Source organism: Hyphomicrobium facile (assembly GCF_900116175.1).
GTDB classification, from domain to species: domain Bacteria; phylum Pseudomonadota; class Alphaproteobacteria; order Rhizobiales; family Hyphomicrobiaceae; genus Hyphomicrobium_B; species Hyphomicrobium_B facile.
The window spans coordinates 218,186-236,029 of record NZ_FPCH01000001.1 but is presented as its reverse complement, the minus strand read 5'-3'; the positions used below and the strand labels follow the sequence as shown (position 1 = coordinate 236,029).

At 62.7% G+C, this 17,844-nt stretch carries 14 protein-coding genes, 1 other RNA gene and 1 pseudogene; 1 reads left to right on the top strand and 15 read right to left on the bottom strand.

Annotated elements, in window-relative coordinates:
• Window positions 1-9: 9 nt before the first annotated feature.
• From BM399_RS01155 to BM399_RS01090, 14 genes are all read right to left on the bottom strand, one after another.
• A complete protein-coding gene (locus tag BM399_RS01155; RefSeq protein ID WP_092863067.1) occupies window positions 10-1,032 on the bottom strand; it encodes a cell division protein FtsQ/DivIB in 1,023 nt (340 codons plus the stop codon).
• Window positions 1,020-1,973 (bottom strand): D-alanine--D-alanine ligase, encoded by a 954-nt coding sequence (locus BM399_RS01150; protein WP_092863064.1) that lies wholly within the window; start codon window positions 1,971-1,973, stop codon window positions 1,020-1,022. Before BM399_RS01150 ends, BM399_RS01155 begins: the two co-directional genes overlap by 13 nt.
• A 45-nt stretch (window positions 1,974-2,018) precedes the next feature.
• On the bottom strand, window positions 2,019-2,996 hold the full coding sequence (murB, locus tag BM399_RS01145) for a UDP-N-acetylmuramate dehydrogenase (protein WP_092863061.1): 978 nt from the start codon (window positions 2,994-2,996) through the stop codon (window positions 2,019-2,021).
• Window positions 2,996-4,432 (bottom strand): UDP-N-acetylmuramate--L-alanine ligase, encoded by a 1,437-nt coding sequence (gene murC / locus BM399_RS01140; RefSeq protein WP_092863058.1) that lies wholly within the window; start codon window positions 4,430-4,432, stop codon window positions 2,996-2,998. Before murC ends, murB begins: the two co-directional genes overlap by 1 nt.
• 58 nt (window positions 4,433-4,490) lie before the next feature.
• A complete protein-coding gene (gene murG / locus BM399_RS01135; protein ID WP_092863055.1) occupies window positions 4,491-5,618 on the bottom strand; it encodes an undecaprenyldiphospho-muramoylpentapeptide beta-N-acetylglucosaminyltransferase in 1,128 nt (375 codons plus the stop codon).
• Window positions 5,619-5,629: 11 nt separating this feature from the next.
• On the bottom strand, window positions 5,630-6,811 hold the full coding sequence (locus BM399_RS01130) for an FtsW/RodA/SpoVE family cell cycle protein (RefSeq protein WP_092863052.1): 1,182 nt from the start codon (window positions 6,809-6,811) through the stop codon (window positions 5,630-5,632).
• Complete coding sequence (murD, locus tag BM399_RS01125; RefSeq protein WP_092863049.1) at window positions 6,808-8,223, bottom strand: UDP-N-acetylmuramoyl-L-alanine--D-glutamate ligase; 1,416 nt, start codon at window positions 8,221-8,223, stop codon at window positions 6,808-6,810. The genes BM399_RS01130 and murD overlap by 4 nt, the downstream gene beginning before the upstream one ends.
• 37 nt (window positions 8,224-8,260) lie before the next feature.
• Entirely contained in the window at window positions 8,261-9,343 is a 1,083-nt protein-coding gene (mraY, locus tag BM399_RS01120; RefSeq protein WP_092863047.1) for a phospho-N-acetylmuramoyl-pentapeptide-transferase, read from the bottom strand.
• A gap of 34 nt (window positions 9,344-9,377) precedes the next feature.
• Window positions 9,378-10,796 carry a UDP-N-acetylmuramoylalanyl-D-glutamyl-2,6-diaminopimelate--D-alanyl-D-alanine ligase gene (locus BM399_RS01115; protein ID WP_092866070.1) on the bottom strand — a complete coding sequence of 473 codons (1,419 nt, stop codon included), beginning with the start codon at window positions 10,794-10,796 and terminating at the stop codon, window positions 9,378-9,380.
• 7 nt (window positions 10,797-10,803) lie between these two features.
• The gene (locus tag BM399_RS01110) at window positions 10,804-12,249 is read right to left on the bottom strand and encodes a UDP-N-acetylmuramoyl-L-alanyl-D-glutamate--2,6-diaminopimelate ligase (protein WP_092863043.1); all 1,446 of its coding nucleotides are present in this window, start codon (window positions 12,247-12,249) and stop codon (window positions 10,804-10,806) included.
• 96 nt (window positions 12,250-12,345) lie between these two features.
• Window positions 12,346-14,070 carry a peptidoglycan D,D-transpeptidase FtsI family protein gene (locus tag BM399_RS01105; RefSeq protein ID WP_244531017.1) on the bottom strand — a complete coding sequence of 575 codons (1,725 nt, stop codon included), beginning with the start codon at window positions 14,068-14,070 and terminating at the stop codon, window positions 12,346-12,348.
• The gene (gene ftsL / locus BM399_RS01100; protein ID WP_092863040.1) at window positions 14,060-14,359 is read right to left on the bottom strand and encodes a cell division protein FtsL; all 300 of its coding nucleotides are present in this window, start codon (window positions 14,357-14,359) and stop codon (window positions 14,060-14,062) included. Before ftsL ends, BM399_RS01105 begins: the two co-directional genes overlap by 11 nt.
• 40 nt (window positions 14,360-14,399) lie before the next feature.
• Window positions 14,400-15,434, bottom strand: coding sequence for a 16S rRNA (cytosine(1402)-N(4))-methyltransferase RsmH (rsmH, locus tag BM399_RS01095; protein ID WP_092863037.1), 1,035 nt, complete (start codon window positions 15,432-15,434; stop codon window positions 14,400-14,402).
• Complete coding sequence (locus BM399_RS01090; RefSeq protein ID WP_092863034.1) at window positions 15,431-15,934, bottom strand: division/cell wall cluster transcriptional repressor MraZ; 504 nt, start codon at window positions 15,932-15,934, stop codon at window positions 15,431-15,433. The genes rsmH and BM399_RS01090 overlap by 4 nt, the downstream gene beginning before the upstream one ends.
• Before the next feature lie 563 nt (window positions 15,935-16,497).
• Between BM399_RS01090 and BM399_RS01085 the strand changes: the two are divergent.
• Window positions 16,498-17,331 (top strand): annotated as a pseudogene (locus BM399_RS01085) (DUF2189 domain-containing protein); the annotation flags it as partial.
• Window positions 17,332-17,372: 41 nt separating this feature from the next.
• On the opposite strand, the gene rnpB reads toward BM399_RS01085, so the two are convergent.
• Window positions 17,373-17,821, bottom strand: an RNA gene (rnpB, locus tag BM399_RS01080) — RNase P RNA component class A.
• Window positions 17,822-17,844: the final 23 nt, after the last annotated feature.

Sequence of the window (17,844 nt, the reverse complement as noted above, 5' to 3'; positions counted from 1 at the left end):
AAATCTCCGTTAGGGCCGTTCTGAAGCGAGAGAAATAGTACGCGCGCCGGCGTTCGAAGCCGTCCGTGCGGAATTGCCGGTTAGAGGCCGGATCGCGATCCGGCCGGGGGTCCGAACATCGACGACCATCGGTGCTCCCTTGAGCGTAGCTGCGGCCTCTCGCACGGTCGCGACTTCTTGGAAGCCTTCGATTTCGCGATCGGCGCCAAGCTCCAGCGCCGTTCCATTTTTGAGCACGATCCGCCAGCGCCGCTCGGCGATACGTTCGCCATAGGCGTATTGGCGTTCGATGAGCGGGTATTGCCGCAAAGCCGAAAGCATCAGAATGGCTTCGGTGTCGGCACCTTCGCCGACGACGCGCGGCAAGTTCCAAGTGTTCGCACGAGGGACAGGCCCGAGCGTGCGGCCGGTCGCATCGACGAGGAAGTTCGTTTCGCCCCGCTGCCACATGAAAGCCGGCGTCCGCTCGCGAATGACGACGTCGAGAGTCCCCGGATACACGCGCGTAATTTGCGCCGTATCGACCCACGCGATCCGCTCGATGCGCTTCAGCGCAGCGTCCGAATTGAAGGCCGCGAATGTCTTCACGTTCGGCAGATCGAGCGCGTCGAACACGTCGGAATCCGACGCGTAATGCTGGCCGGAAACGTTCACCTGATCGATTCCGAATCCGGCGGCGATCATCACGTCGTTGGTTTTTGCTGCAAAGTCGATCGCCGCGAGTTTGCTGAACGACAAAGCGAAGGCACCCGCGCAAACGGCAACGATCGCAGCGGCGGCAATCGGCACCGGCTTCATCCAGCGCTGATTGCGGCGCGATCCGCGAAAGCGGCGTTCACCGCGTGGAATTTGCAGATCCAAAGGCGATCGCTTGGCCGTGCGGTTCGTGGCGCTTCGACCGCGCGTCGCGGGGCCGCGCGCTTCGGCAGTCCTGCTGGACGGTTGGGTCCAGCGAGCAGCATCCGGTTCAGGCGTTGGCGCATCGTGTGCAGCCCGCCACCAGAACCGTTGCTTGCTCTCTACCTGTTGCAACTCGCGTCCTCGACCATCCATCGGACGAGGTCACCGAACGACCAGCCGGCATACCCCGCCAGCTCAGGCACAAGGGAGGTTCCCGTCATGCCCGGCTGAGTGTTGACTTCGAGGCAGATCAGCTCGTTGGTTCCGCCCGCGGTATCGTCGAAGCGGAAGTCAGCCCGCGACACGCCGCGACAGCCTAAAGCTTGATGCGCCCTTAAGGTTAAGGAACGGACCAACTGGTAAATATCTGGTAAAAGTTGTGCAGGCAGCTCGTGCTTGGAGCCCCCCGGACCGTACTTCGACTCGTAATCGTAGAATGCGAGTCCCCTTAAGGGCACAATCTCGATCACGTCCGTCACAAAATCGCCGATGACAGCGCAAGTTAGCTCGCGACCCGCGATGTACCGCTCGACCATGACGATCTCCTCCAGCGGACCTCCCGCAGCGATGGAATTCGGCGGTCGCTGCGCGTCCGGCGGCACGATCACGACGCCGACGCTCGACCCTTCCTTGAGGGGCTTTACGACGTATGGCGCGGCCATCACATGGCCCTCCAGCGCCTCCCCGCGCGTCACCAGCACGGCTTCCGCAACCGGAACGTCTGCGAGCTTCATGATGTCCTTGGCCCGCTCCTTGTGCATGGCAAGGGCAGAGGCGAGCACGCCGGAGTGCGTGTAGGGAATACCGAGCAGTTCGAGGACGCCCTGCACGCAGCCGTCCTCACCGAATTTGCCATGCAACGCGTTGAAACACACGTCGGGCTTCAGTTCCTGAAGCCTCGTGGCGAGGTCGCGCTCGACGTCGATTTCGGTGACGGTATAGCCTTCGCGTAACAGCGCCTCGGCAACAGCCGCGCCGGAACTCAAGCTCACCTCGCGCTCGGCGGAAAGGCCGCCCATCAAGACGGCGACGTGACTGTGCGTGCGGCTTGGCACCGGGCCGAGTTCATTCATGGCTGGCTCGCTTACATCAAAAGAAACATCGGTGGGGCAGTCTGATCAGTTTTGGTTCGCGTGAATAGCCGCGCGTTCCGCCGCCAGCGCTTCGCCGGTGGGGCGGCCGGGCTTCGGCACGCCGATCCGGATGATTTCCCAGTTGAGCGTGATGCCGGACTGAGCCAGCACGCGCGCGCGCACAGTTTCGCCCAACGTTTCGACGTCTTCGCCGGTGGCTTGCTTGTCGTTGATCAAAAAATTGCAATGCATCTCGGAGACTTTCGCGCCCCCGACGCGCATGCCCCGGCAGCCCGCTTGGTCGACAAGCTTCCAGGCGCTGTGTCCGTCCGGATTCTTGAACGTCGAGCCGCCCGTCCGCTCTTTGATCGGTTGGTTTTTCTCGCGATAATCGGCGACTTCGTCCATCTCTTTGAGAATTTCGGCCGGATCGCCCCGCTCACCTTCGAACGTCGCCTCGGTGAAAATCCAATCCTTCTGGATCCCGCAGTGGCGATACGTGAACCCCATGTCGGCAAGCGAAAGCACGTGGATATTGCCTTGCGGGTCGACAGCCCGCGCACTGACGAGGCAGTCCTTTGTTTCCCGCCCGTGCGCGCCCGCGTTCATGCGCAGCGCGCCGCCGATCGAGCCTGGAATTCCACGGTAGAACGCGAGCCCGCGAATTCCGGCTTCGGCCGCCGCGCGCGAAACTTTGACATCCGGAAGGGCTGTGCCCGCCCGCAATCGCTGACCGTCGACCTTGATCTCACCGAAACCACGGCCGAGGCGGATAACGACGCCCGGAACGCCGCCATCGCGAACCAGCAGGTTCGACCCGAGCCCGACGACCTGAACGGCAACGTCACCTGGCCGATGCTTCAGGAAATACGCGAGATCCGCTTCATCGGCCGGCGTGAACAGCACCTGCGCCGGTCCGCCGACGCGAAACCAGGTCACGTCGGCGAGCGACGTATTCGCGCTCAATCGTCCGCGCAGATCGGGCATCGCGGCAATGAGTTCGCCGGTGATATCGGGAAACATTAGCCGTCGCTCCCGGTCCGCTGAGGCGCCTCCGCGAGCCATCCCGGAAGCGCGTTCGCCCATTCGGTCGAATTCCCCGCGCCGAGACAGACGACGATATCGCCGGGCCGCGCCAGGCGTTTGATCGCGGGCACGAGAAGGCTCGGATCGTCGACGGCTTCCGCCGGACGCCCGCCAAGTGTTCTGATCCGCTCCGCCAGCGTACGATTATCGACGCCGGCAATCGGGTTTTCGCCCGCCGTATAGAGCGGCGCAACGACGACGCTGTCGGCGTCCTTGAAGCACTGGGCGAAGTCATCGAAGAGGTCGCGCACGCGCGTATATCGATGCGGCTCGACGACGGCGATCACGCGGCCTTTGCTGCCGCCCCGGGCGGCCGCGAGCACTGCGGCGATTTCCGCCGGATGGTGTCCATAGTCGTCGTAAATACCGACGCCGTTCCATTCCCCGGCGAATTGAAAGCGCCGTTTGACGCCGGAAAATCCCGCCATCGCCGCTTTGATCTTCGCATCCGGCAAACCCGCATGCGTCGCGACCGCAATCACGGCAAGCGCATTGAGCGCGTTGTGCGAACCGGGGATCGGCACCGACCAGCCTTCGAGGCGTCTCGCGCCGCCCTTCACATGCGCCGCCAAGCTCGCGTCGAAAGTCGTTGTGTTGCCCGAAATGCTGACGGACTCGAGAACGAGGTCGGCGTCCTTGCTTTGCCCGTATGTCAGCAGCCGGCGCCCGTCCGCTCTGAGGTTCAGCCGCTCGATCATGTCCCTGACGACCGGATGATCGATGCAGGCAACCGCCAACCCGAAGAAGGGAATATTCCGCAGGAAAGCTTCATATTCGCGGTGCATCGCCTCGACCGAGCCGAAGTAATCGAGATGCTCCGGATCGATATTGGTGACGACGCCGATTTCCGTCGGCAGCCGGGTGAACGTGCCGTCGCTTTCATCCGCTTCGACGATCATCCACTTGCCCTGGCCGAGCCGGGCGTTGGACCCCCACGAGTTGATGATGCCGCCGGTGATGACCGTCGGCTCTTCACCCGCTTCCGTGAAGATATGCGAGAGGAGCGACGTCGTCGTCGTTTTGCCGTGGGTGCCGGTGACCGAGATCGTCGAGTAGAGCCGCATCAGCTCCGCCAGCATCTCGGCGCGGCGGATGATCGTCAGGCCCTTCTGACGCGCGGCGATGAGTTCGGGGTTTAGCGGCTTCACCGCCGTCGAAATGACGACGTAGCGCGCGCCGATGAGATTAACCGGATCATGGCCGACGAAAACACGGATGCCCTTGGCCCGGAGCCTTTTGACGTTGGCGCTTTCCTTCTGGTCCGAGCCCTGGACCGTATAGCCCTTGGCGACCAGAATTTCGGCGATGGCGCTCATGCCGATGCCGCCGATTCCGATGATGTGGAAAGGCCCGATGTCGCGGGGCATCTGCATGGATGGAAATTACCTCGATGAGTCTATGTCGAACGCCGGATCATGATCTTCAGGTGCTCTAACGCTCGCGCCCGGCACCAGAATACTTCCGTTCCGCTAAAGCGAGAGTAAAGTCGGCCAAATTCCGGACGGCGTCCGGGCGTCCCGCGGTTTTAGCCGCGTTCGCCGCAGTCGCAAGGGCGGCCGGCGCCTGCAAAAGCTTTTCCAACTCGTCCGCGATGCGTTCGGGCGAGAGATTTCGCTGCTCGAAGCACCAGGCACCCCCTGATTCGGCAAGCCGGCGGGCGTTGTTCAGCTGATCGTTGTCGAGCGCATGCGGCAATGGCACCAGGATAGAAGGCCGCCCGATAACGGTCAGTTCCGCGACCGTCGATGCACCCGCCCTGCCGATGACGAGATGAGCCGCGGCCATCCGCGCCGGGAGATCGGCGAAGAACGGCGCGACCTCCGCGCTGATGCTCGCCTCGACGAACGCCTCTCTCACCCGATCCAGATCTTCTTCGCGCGCCTGCTGCACGACGCGCAGCCGCTTCCGGATGTGGTCAGGAAGCGCAAAAAGTGCGAGCGGCACGGTGTCGGAGAAGAAGCGCGCGCCCTGGCTGCCGCCAAAAATCAAAATGCGAATGACGCCGTCGCTCGTTGGAGCCTCGTAACGCCGCGCCGCCGCATCGATCACGGACTGGCGAACCGGATTTCCTGTCAGAACGGCCTTTTCGGCGAGCGTGCCTTCGAGAAACTTGGTTCGCTCGAACGACGTCGCGATTGCCGTCACGCGCTTGGCAAGTAGCTTGTTGGCGCGTCCCAGCACCGCGTTCTGCTCGTGGATCGCCGTTGGAATACCCCGCAAACGCGCCGCGAGTAACGGCGGAAATGTCGGATAACCGCCGAAGCCGATGATCGCCGAAGGCCTGACCGCACCGAGCACGGAAAATGCCGCCCGCGTTCCACGTGCGAGTGCGCTCGCGGTCTTGGCGATGTCGGAAGGCGCACGCGATGCCAAGGTCGCCGAAGGAACCTGATAGACCTGACGCGCCGGAAAACCGCTGCCGTAGCGATCGCCGCGCATGTCGGTCATCAGGTCGACGGCGATGCCGCGACGCTTGAGTTCTTCGGCAAGAGCAAATGCGGGAAAGAGATGTCCCCCCGTTCCCCCTGCGGCAAGCATGATCGATTGCACGCCGGTCATTCAAATCTCGCTCATGATTTCGGTGTTTGTCCCGCGATTTGTACTTCGTCGATTGCCGGAATCCATCGCGGCTTTTTGAGGCGCTGCGGATCGGGCCGCCGGCGCGACAGAGCCAGAAGCATCCCGGCCGTTATCGAAAGAGCCAGCATGGACGATCCGCCCGCCGAGATGAATGGCAGCGTCATGCCTTTCGGTGGCAAAAGGCCGATATTCACACCCATATTGATCAGCGATTGCAGCGCAAAGACAAGCGCCAAGCCCTGTATGGCCAGCCTGTCAGCCGCGTTCGGCTCTCCAGCGGCCCGCCGCATGGCCCTGATGGTTATGAACGCGAAGACACCAAGCAGCGCGACGCAGGCGATGGCCCCGTATTCTTCGCCGATCACCGCGAAGATGTAATCGGTGTGGGCATCCGGAAGGATGGACTTGATCGTGCCTTCTCCCGGCCCCCGGCCGAATAGCCCGCCCTCGGCGAAAGACTGTATCGCTCGCCCCGCTTGCGAACTCTCGAGCGGCGCCGAGCCGAAATATTTCAGGAACCGCGATTGCACATGCGGAAAATATTCGTAGGCGAGCCACATGCCGCCGCTTCCGACGATAACGAGAAGCCCCGCCCCGACCGCAGGCAACCCCGCCAGCAGGTAAAGTAGTCCGGCCGTCGAGCTGATCAAAACCGTCTGTCCAACGTCGGGCTGGGCAACGAGAAGGCCCGCGAAGAATGCCCACAGCGCCAGCCCGAACGGCAGCGCCGGCATATCGCTGCGCGACGACGCCTCGCCGAACAGCCACGCGATGATGACGATGAACGCCGGCTTCGCGAATTCGGACGGCTGCAGCGAATAGCTGCCGATGTTCAACCACCGCTGCGCACCGTTGATCTCAGCACCGGAAAAACGCACCGCGATCATGCCCGCGACGGCGGCGAGAAAGAGCCCCGCTGCAAGACGCCTCACGCCGGCCGGCGAAAAAAACGAAATGACGATCATCAGAACCGTGCCGAGCGCCGCAAAGAAAATATGGCGCTCGACGAAGTAATACGCCGGCAAGCCCTTCTTCAACGCGACGGCAGGCGACGCCGCTGCCGACAATACGACCCCGATGACGACGAGCGAGACGAGCGCGATCAGCAGGCTGCGATCGATCGTGAACGACCATTCGGCGAGCAAACTGCGGTCTGCACGCGAGAGCTTCATGGGGCCGCTCGCATCACGATCCCGGGGAGCGACGCGACCAGCCCCCGAAAACTTTCGCCGCGAACTTCGAAGTTTCGAAACTGATCGTAGCTTGCGCACGCGGGCGAAAGCAGCACGACCGGTTCGGCGCCCTCGCTCGACTGAGCGTCATTCGAGGCTGCCCACACGGCTTCGTCGAGCGTGCCGCTCCGCAGGAAAGGAACCTTCCCCTCGAGCGTCTGGGCGAATTCGTCCGCCGCCTCGCCGATCAGGTAAGCCTTCGTAATTCGCTCGAAGTAGGGAGCGAGGCTTTCGATGCCGCCGGCCTTCGGCTTGCCGCCGAGTATCCAATAGACGTCACGCGGAAATGAAAGCAGCGCTTTCTCGGTCGAATCCGCGTTCGTCGCCTTACTGTCGTTGACGAAGAGAACCTTACCGATCCGGCCGATTTCTTCCATGCGGTGCGGCAGCCCCGGAAACGACGACAGCGCGCCTTGCCAATCGAGGTCCGTCGAATGTCCGAGCGCATTCAGGCACTCGCGCACGGCGGCGACGGCCGCGAGAGCGTTCTGTCCATTGTGCCGTCCGCGAAGCGTCGGAATGCCTTTGAGCGAACCGAGTTTGACGGCCAAGCCTTCGCGGTTGGCGCACACGATCGTATCGTCGAGCAGGCTGTATCCGGGCGCGAGCGATTTCTCGGCGCTGAAGGCGATAGCTGGTCCCGCAGGCACCCGCCGCCGCAGCATCGCCAATCCATAGTCGTCGTCAATGCCGACGGCCGCGATATCGGCCCCGGCGACGATGCGTTCTTTGATGGCGGCGTAATCGTCGATCGTTCCATGCCGATCGAGATGATCGGCCGTCACGTTCAGCATCACGCCGATCGTCGGAGCGAGCGTCGGCGTCAGATCGATCTGAAACGACGACATCTCGATGACGTGAAACCGGCGAGGCTCCGGCCCGTCGAGCGTGAGGATAGGACGGCCGATGTTGCCGCCCATCTGCGCGTCGAGCCCCGCATGCCGAAGGATGTGCGTGATGAGCGCCGTCGTCGTCGATTTGCCGTTGGTTCCCGTGATCGCGATGAAGGGCGCACCCGGCGCGTGCAAGGCGCGCTCCCGCGCGAAAATCTCGATGTCGCCGATGATCTCGACGGCGTTCTCCCGAGCCCTTTTGACCGTCCAGTGCGGCAGGGGATGCGTCAACGGCACGCCGGGCGCCAGCACGAGCGCGGCGTAGCCGGCCCAGTCCGCCACACTGAGGTCCGTCAATGGGATATCGCGGGCAATCGCAGCATCGCGCGCAGCCACGCCGTCGTCCCAGGCGGCAACGAAGGCGCCGCCGTCGCGGAGCGCTTCGGCGGCCGCTATCCCGGAAGCGCCAAGGCCGAAAACGGCAACCGATTTGCCTTTGAAAGACGTCGCGCGAATCATGGGGCCAGAGTCTACCGTATGTCGCGTCGTTTGGCGTCTAGCGCAGCTTCAGCGTCGAAAGCCCGACGAGCGCAAGAATGACGGAAATGATCCAGAACCGGATGACGACCGTCGATTCCTTCCAGCCCTTTTGTTCGTAATGGTGATGCAGGGGCGCCATCTTGAACACACGCTTTCCGGTCCATTTGAATGACAGCACCTGAATGACGACCGAGAGCGTCTCGAGCACGAACAGCCCGCCGACGACCGCCAGAACGATCTCATGCTTGATCGCGACCGCAATCGCGCCGAGCGTGCCGCCGAGAGCCAGCGAGCCGGTATCGCCCATGAAAATCATCGCGGGCGGCGCATTGAACCACAGGAACCCGAGCCCCGCCCCGATGAGCGCCCCGCATATGACGGAGAGCTCGCCCGTGCCGGGCACGTGATGAATTTGCAGGTAGCCCGCAAACTTCGCGTTGCCGGAAAGGTAGGCGATGACGCCGAACGTCGCCGCCGCGATCATCACGGGGACGATCGCCAAACCGTCGAGGCCGTCCGTGAGGTTGACGGCATTTCCCGCACCCGCGATGACGAGCACGGCCATCAGCACGAAGAACGGCCCGAGATTGATTACGAAGTCCTTGAAGAATGGGAATGTCAGATCGGTGCTGAGCCCTTTCGGGCTGAGCATCATCAGTGCGAACCCGGCGATCGCCGCGACGAGCAGTTCGAGCAGGAACCGGATACGGCCGGAAAATCCCGCCGTCGTGCGCTTCGTCACCTTCAGGAAGTCGTCGTAGAAGCCGATCGCGCCGTACGAGAGCGCGACGCCGAGCACGACCCAGATATAGCCGTTTGATAGTTGCGCCCACAGCAGCGTCGACACCGTGACGCCCGCGAGGATCATCAGGCCCCCCATCGTCGGCGTGCCACGCTTCAGAAGGTGCGTCTGCGGCCCGTCGGTGCGAATGGGCTGACCCTTGCCCTGCTTGAGGCGAAGAAGATCGATGATCGCCGGACCGAACATCAGCACGAACAGGAGAGCGGTGAAGATCGCGCCGCCGGTCCGGAACGTGATATAGCGAAATACGTTCAGCGCGCTGATCTGGTCGCTGAAATTGACGAGCGCATAGAGCATGCGGTGAAAACTTTCCCCTTGTGATCCGCGCCGGCTAGACGGCGGGCCCGTCTTTTCCAAATTGCGTCTTGAGCGCCGCGACCACTGGGCCAAGGCGTGTCCCGTTGGATGCCTTGACCATCACGACATCTCCCGGACGAAGATTCTCGGCAAGCACGGTCCCGATTGACTGAGACGTCAAAGCGTATCCGCCTTTCTTGGCCGCCGGTAGGGCATCGTATAGGCCTTTCATATGCGGCCCGCACGCAAAGACCAGATCGACATCCGCCTCGTCAACTGCGCCTTTCAGGCCTGTATGAAGCGCGGCCGCCTCGGTGCCAAGCTCCAGCATGTCGCCCAGGACGGCAATACGCCGCGAATATTTGGCCCGCGGCACCCCGGCGAGCGTCGCCAAGGCAGCCTTCATCGAGGCCGGATTGGCGTTGTAGCTCTCATCGATCAGTAGCGCCTCCCCGGCGCCGATATAAAGCGTGCTGCGCGCACCGCGCCCACCCGGAGGCTCGAGATCTGCGAGCGCTTCTAAGGCCTTCCGCACATCGACGCCGATGGAATGAAGTGCCGCGGCAACAGCCAGCGCATTTTCCGCAATGTGCCGCCCCGGCATCGCGAGATGGACGGGATAGCTGCTGCCGCCCAGGACGACCGTCATGTCGCTGCCGGTATCGGTCGCGACGAAATTCGATCCCTGGACATCCGAGCCGGCATCGAACCCGAACGTGATCGGCCTAGCGCCGAGCCGCTCCGCAGTGGCCTTCAACCGGCCCGCATATGGGTTATCGAACTTGATGATCGCCGCGCCGCCGCGCGCCAGACCTTCGAAGATCTCGCCCTTGGCATCGGCGATAGCCTCGACCGAGGGAAAGTGTTCGAGGTGCACCGCCTCGACGGTCGTGATGATCGCGGCATCGGGCCTGACCATCTTCGTCAGCGGCCGGATCTCGTCCGCGTGATTCATCCCGATCTCGAACACGCCGAATTTCGTCTCGCGCGGCATCCGCGCCAGCGTCAGCGGCACGCCCCAATGATTGTTGTAGGATTTTTCGGATGCATGCGTCGCACCGAGCCGCGACAGGCACGCCCGCAACATTTCCTTGGTGCCGGTCTTGCCAGCACTTCCCGTCACGCCGACGATGCGTGCGTCGGGCCCCAATCGCGTCCGCGCCGCAATGCCCAACGCTTCGAGCCCGCCGAGCGTATCGGCGACGCGGAACAAAGCGCCGTCTCCCGGCTGACGCGAATAGCCTTCGCTTACGAGCGCCGCTGCGGCTCCGCCCTTGAACGCCGCCGCAACGAATTCATGCCCGTCTCGCTGATCTTTGAGCGCAACGAACAGATCGCCGGGACGCAGCGTGCGCGTATCGATCGAGACGTCCGTGATCGGAGCGCCCGACCCGCCTTCGGCGTCGACACCCAGCGCAGCACTCAATTCGGAAGAGGACCAGAGAGGTTGCATCAATTCGTCAACTCGCGAGCGCCCGCCGAATTTCATCGTGATCGGAAAACGGCACGATGCGATCGCCGATGATCTGGCCGGTTTCGTGGCCCTTTCCGGCCACAAGCACGACATCCCCGGGCATCATCATTTTCACCGCCGTCGAAATGGCTTCGGCGCGGTCACCGATTTCGTGCGCCCCGGCCGCGCCGGCAAGAATTTCTTTCCGAATCTGAGCCGGTTGTTCGCTGCGCGGATTGTCGTCCGTCACGATCGTGACATCGGCCCGCTCGACGGAAATCCGCCCCATGATCGGCCGTTTACCCTTGTCCCGGTCGCCGCCGCAGCCGAACACGGAGATCAGCCGACCCGTCGCGAACGGCCGGCAACCGTCGAGCGCCGCCGCCAGCGCTTCGGGCTTGTGCGCGTAATCGACGATCGCAAGGCCGCCATTTCGCTCGCCGATGATCTCGAGACGGCCCGGCACGCCCTTGAGCCCTGCGAGCGCACTCAAGACGGCGCCCGTCTCTTCGCCGACGGCAATCGCGAGACCCGCTGCGACGAGCGCGTTCTCAACTTGATACGCGCCGACGAGCGGCAGATCGACGGAATACTCTCTTCCATCTGCAACGACACCGATCACTTGCCGGAAGCCTTCGCGCTTGACGGACGTACACTTCAGCGTGTCGCCCAGCGCACCAACCGTCAGCACGCGAAGGCCGCGCGCATTGGCGGCCGCTATAACTTCGATCGCGCACGCGCCGTCGGCATTGATGACCGCAGGTTTGCCCGGCGGCAGCAGCTCCGTGAAAAGCCTGAGCTTCGCGTCGAGATAGGCTTCGACCGTCGGATGATAATCCATGTGGTCGCGGCCGAGGTTCGTGAACGCCGCCGCCGAAAGCTCCACGCCGTCGAGGCGGTGCTGATCGAGCCCATGCGACGACGCTTCGAACGCGATATGCGTAACGCCTTCGTCGGCGAGGGCCGCGAGCGTTGCATGCAGCGTCACCGGATCGGGCGTCGTCAGCGATCCGTAGACCGCGCCACCCGGCTTCACGATTCCAATCGTCCCGATCGATGCCGCGCTATGACCGAGCGCCGTAAAAATTTGCCGCGTGAAATCCGCGACCGACGTCTTGCCGCTCGTGCCCGTTACAGCCACCGCACATGCGGGCTGCCTGCCGGAAAGCCTTGCGGCGATTTTCGCAAGTAGGGCGCGCGGATTGTCGACTTCGATCAACGCGACGCCGGGCGGAACCGTCACACCTTTGCTTTTACCGACGACGATTGCGGCCGCGCCCCGCGCGACGGCATCGGAAACGAACGATGCGCCATCGACCTTGCTGCCGGGAAGACCGGCAAAAATTGCGCCCGGCCCGACAGCGGCACTCGCCGCGGTGATGCCCGTAACCTGAATATCGGCCGCGCCCGGCGGCAATTCGATATCGGCTGGAAGCACATCGCTAAGCCGCATGACCCCGCTTTTCGCCCCTATGTTCGTCTGCCTATCATTCGGCCCGACGCTTGATACGGGGCCCCATCGAGGCCGTCAAATGCGGCCGAAATGCCTTTATTGACGAACGACGTCGAGCTGCGGCGCAACGCCGAGCTGAGCTGCGACGCGAGCGATCAGCTCTCCCGTCACAGGTGCGGCGTTCGTTCCGCCCGTCCGGTTTCCTTTCGTGTCCGCAATGCCCTTGGGCTCGAACAACATTACGAACGTCAGATATTGCGGATCATCCGTCGGAAACGCGCCGAGGAACGACGATATGACGGCATTGGACGTATAGCCGCCCTTGCTCGCAATATCGGCAGTACCCGTCTTGCCGCCGACCCTGTAGCCCGGCACGTCGGCTTTGCGGCCGGTGCCGTCCTTATCGATGACGTTGGCGCGCATGAGTTCAGCCATTTGGCGCGATGTCGCGGCGGAGATCAGGGGTTTGCCGTCGGCCGTGCCCGCGTCGAATTTCCTCAGAAACGTCGGGTGAACCGTCTTCCCGCCGTTGAAGATCGTGGCGGCTGCGGCCGCGAACTGCAGCGGCGCAACGGCGATGCCGTGCCCGAACGAGGCCGTGATCGTCGTCACCCGGTTCCAGCGCTGAGGCACTTGCGGGCTAGCAACCGCGCCTGCCTCCGTCTGCAGCGGATCGAGGAGGCCGGCTTTTTGCAGAAAGTCCCGGAACTTCTCCGGTCCCGCCTGCAGCGCCAGCATTCCGGCGCCGACATTCGACGAGTGGGTGAACACTTCCGTCACCGTCAGCGGCCGGCGGGACGGATGCATGTCCGTCACCGTAAAACGTCCGGCTTCGAGCGGCTTCGTCACGTCGAGAACGGTATCGGGTTTCACCAATCCCTCGTCGAGGGCCATGGCGAGCGTCAAAGCTTTGAACACCGAGCCAAGCTCGTAGGTGCCGCCCATCATGCGATCGACGCGCTTGTCGTTAAGTGTTTGGGCGGGCCAAGTGGGGTCGACGCGCGGCAGCGAACTGCTCGCGAGAATTTCGCCCGTCTTGATATTGAGAACGACACCGGCAGCGCCTTCCGGATGATAGCGCCGCATGGCATCGTCAAGCTCGTCCTCGAGCGCGTGTTGAACCCCGATATCGAGCGAGAGGCGCACCGGCGGCCGATTCGACAGCACGGCCGAATGAACCGGATCGACGCCGACCTTGTCGTCGATATACTTTTCGATACCCGCAACGCCCCGGTTATCGACATCGACGTATCCGAGCGCGTGACCCGCCATCTTGCCGCCGGGATACGCGCGTTTCAGCTCGTAGCGAAACGAGACACCAGGAAGTCCGAGATCGTGCACCCTCTGCGCGATGCCAGGCGACACGCCTCGGCGCACCCAGACGAAGCGCCGCGATTTATCCGAAAGCGCGCGCAGCAATTCGCTTGCGTTGAGATCGGGAAGCACGGTCGAAAGCTTTTCGACGACCTCGTCGCGATCCAACACGACACCCGGATCGGCAAAGATTGAGGGCGCTTCGAGGTCCGTCGCGAGCAACCGTCCATTGCGATCGACGATGTCGGGACGGCTGAAGCTCGTCGCCGCTACAGGTTCGGAAATCGCGAGCGCGATATCCGTACGCCGCCCGACCGCCAGAACGAGAAGCTGGGCAACGACGACCATGAAGGCCGAAAACAAAACGCCATAGACGGCCGCCTCCGCGCGACGGCGCGGAGCGCCCGACGCGGCTTCCCCGCGGCCGAGAGGCGCGCGCACGCCCGCACCACTGACCATGTGCGCCGCCGCACCCCTGATCAGAACATCGTCGCGATCAACGGCCATCGGCGCTGCCCTGGCGCTCGTTAAGTTCCGATACTTCCCGTCCGTGTGCGAATTGCTCAGGCTTCGGCGGTCCAAGACCAAGCCGGCGAGCCAAATCATCGATCCTGTCTGGGCGCGCGAGTGTGCCGCGTTCGGCCTTCAGCACGGCGATGTCGCTGCGTGCGCGATCGGCCAGGCGCTCTTTCGCCTGCAGTTCGGCTTCGAGGCGGCGCGTATCGTAATTCAATGCGTAAAGAAGCAGCGCGCTTGCGACTGCAAAAAAGAAAGCGGCAACATTCAAGAGACGCATTTTGATACAATTCCCGTTCAGCTTGTCTCCAAGCTCAGCATTAGCGGTGTTGAGGGACCCCCATCACGTCTAAATCCAACGGCCAAACTGCAGCGTCCGTGCGGGTTGCCGCCCGCAAACGTGCTGACCGCGAACGAGGGTTCACTTCCAATTCACCTTTAGAAGGTGTTAACGGGCGGGAGTTAACAATTCGGAAACTCGGCTCGCGGGATTTTATCGATTCCGGCGGCAAGTGCCGGGAGCCGCCCGCCGTCTTCCCGCTCCGCTCAACAAGAAATTTTTTGACGATCCTGTCTTCCAGGCTGTGAAAACTGACGACGACGAGGCGTCCGCCGGGCTTCAATATGCGCTCGGCCGCCGACAGCGCGTTGGCAAGTTCGCCTAGCTCGTCGTTGACGAAAATTCTCAATGCTTGAAACGTCCGCGTCGCCGGGTGCCGCCCGTCGACCTTCCGTCCGTGAAACACATGCAGGACGATATCGGCGAGTTCCCGCGTCCGCGTGAGCCTCGCCTCGTCTCGCTTCCTGACGATGGCGCGAGCGATTGCGCGCGAGCGGTGCTCTTCACCGAACGTGTAAATCACGTTCGCGATCTCTTCTTCTTCGGCCGTGTTGAGAAAATCAGCGGCGCTCATTCCGGACGACGACATCCGCATGTCGAGCGGCCCGTCGGATTGGAATGAAAACCCGCGCTCGGCATCATCGAGTTGCATCGACGAAACGCCGATATCGAGAACGACGCCGTCAACCTGCGCGCCGGATAGGTGCTCGCGGACGGCGTCTTCCATCTGGCTGAACGGAGATTCCACGACCTTCAGCCGCCCGCCGGCTTCGTCGACCAGACCGGTGGAATTGGCGATGGCCGTCGGATCGCGATCGAGAGCAAGCACACGGCAGTTTGCAGCACCGAGAATGGCACGCGTATAGCCGCCCGCGCCAAATGTCCCGTCGACGTAGATCTCGCCGTCCTTCGGCGTCAGCGTCTCGAGAACTTCCGAGACGAGCACGGGAATGTGGCGCGTAGGCTTTTCAGCCGGCCCCTGCGAGGCTCCCTCTGCCCCGCCACCGCGCGTCATTCCCGTGCCCCCTCGTCGCCGCCGTCACCAGACGGGCGGCTCCCCGCTGCAAAAAGTTTTCGCGTTACCTGGATTTTGCTTCGTGCTTCGGCCCGGCGCTCTTCGAAGCGCTTGGGCTCCCACATCTGGAACTTTTCACCAAGGCCGACAAACGAGACGGCGGCGTCCAAGTGGGCGTGGGCGCGAAGGCTTTCAGGAAGGACGATGCGGCCGTCGCCATCGATCGAGAGAACCTGGACGTCGCCGTAGAGTGCGACAGACAGTTCATCGCGCTCATCCGAATAGTCCGGCAGGCCCGCGAGAAGCCCGTCGATTTTCTTTGCAAGTCTTTCGCCGCCTGCATCGAGCGCTTGAGCATCGAGCGAGGGGTAGCAGTAGAGACCGCCCGCGATTCCGCCGGCGTAACCGTCGCGCTCGAGAACGGCGCGAAACGAGGCTGGAATGGAGACCCTGCCTTTGGCGTCGATCTTGTTTGTGAATGTCGAGACAAAGCGGTCCATCCCTCAGCTAACGAATTTCGTCCTCCACTCGGGTACCTGGTTACGCTTTTGGTTGGTCCCGGCGGCTCTCCTTCGGGGAGCTGGCCGCCTGAACCAAATCGAGACTTCCGTTTCGGGCGGCCGGCGCGCGAAACGCGTGTAGCCCGAAACAAACAAAACAAAACGAAGAAAGGGGCCGTGGCGGTCGCTCGATTTTGGGCCCTCTACCAAACCGGCGCCCTGCCACGGTGTCCTGCCCGGTGCGGACGGGCCTTTATGGGATCGCATGGGATTTGATGGTCGTCAACGGATTATTAAGGATATTTGGTGGTGCGAAGCGGAATTGCACCGACTGTCCACAATAAAGCGCCCTCAGACCTCAAGCGGAGATTGAGATAAACCGCATAAAGCAATGAAGATTATAACTATTTTCGAATAGAGTTAGCAGTAACGCAGACCTGATTTGAAGCCTTCGGATAAGGGCGCATCCTCTACTCAGCAGGCGACGGGGGGCCCACATCCGGCGCCATGGACGGTTGATCCCTCGATCGATCCCTTGGCGCCCCAACTAGACAGGTGCCGCTATGGCGAATTCCATTCCTCGACCTGGAGCCGCGCACTCCCGAACCTCTCCCGGCCTGAATTTACGATGGCCAGCGTCCATCCTTTGGCGCGACACCGATCCGGCAATCCGAAAGATAACGACAGCCGACGTTTGGAACTCTCTCCTCGAAGGCCTTGAGGACTTCCGCGCGATGCCGACGCACGTCTTCTTTGCGTTCTTCATCTATCCGGTCGTGGGCATCATCCTCGCTCGCATCCTCTTCGGATACGGGTTGCTGTCACTCGTCTATCCGATGGCGGCGGGCTTCGCCCTGCTCGGCCCGTTCGTAGCGGTTGGACTTTACGAACTGAGCCGCAAGCGCGAGGAAGGGCTTGATCCCTATGCGACCCAGGCGATCGAGGTCGTACACCGTCCCGGAATGGGCGGGATCTTGACGCTGGGCTTCGTTTTGGCGGTGCTCTTCGTCGCTTGGCTCTACGCCGCGAACCTGATGTACACGCAGATAATGGGCGGTGAGCCGGCATCCCTTTCCGACTTCGTCCATGAAGTGACAGGGACATCGAAAGGCACCGACCTTATCATCTACGGCAACCTGGTCGGCTTCATGTTTGCGCTCGTCGTGCTCGTGATCAGCGTCGTGTCGTTCCCGATGCTCGTCGATCGCGACGTAAGCGTCGGCACGGCCGTTCGAACATCGGTTCGCGCATCCGTCGAAAATCCAGGACCGGTCGCACTATGGGGATTGATCGTGGCGGTTGGATTAGTGCTCGGCGCACTACCGCTGCTCGTCGGATTGGCGATCGTTCTGCCGATCCTCGGCCACGCGACGTGGCATCTCTACCGGAAGCTCGTCGTCGGCCCGGAGCGCATTCCCATCAACGACACCGACGAAGAAATACCAGCCGGCCTGTAAGCCGGGTTCTGTCTGGAGGTTGCCCTCCGCGACGGCCATTCATCTGGGACGCCTGTCGCCAAGCGCCTCGTGCAATCAACCCGGGTGGGTAGCGTGAAGAACGCGCCTTGCGTCTGCGGTTTCCCGCTCCGCGCGCCCACCCCTATTTGATCTTGCTCCCGGTGGGGTTTGCCCTGCCGCTGCTGTTACCAGAAGCGCGGTGCGCTCTTACCGCACCTTTTCACCCTTACCGACGGACTTGGCCCGAAGGCGGTCCGGCTTGGCGGTATGTTTTCTGTGGCACTTTCCCTGGGGTCGCCCCCGGCGGCCGTTAGCCGCCACCGTGTTCCTCATGGAGCCCGGACTTTCCTCTGCCGGAAGTGTTTGCTCGCGAGCCTTTAGAGCCCGCTTCGCCACAACGAAGTCCGACAGCGGCCGTCCAGCCGGCTGGTAGCGGAGATAAGCGACCTGCGA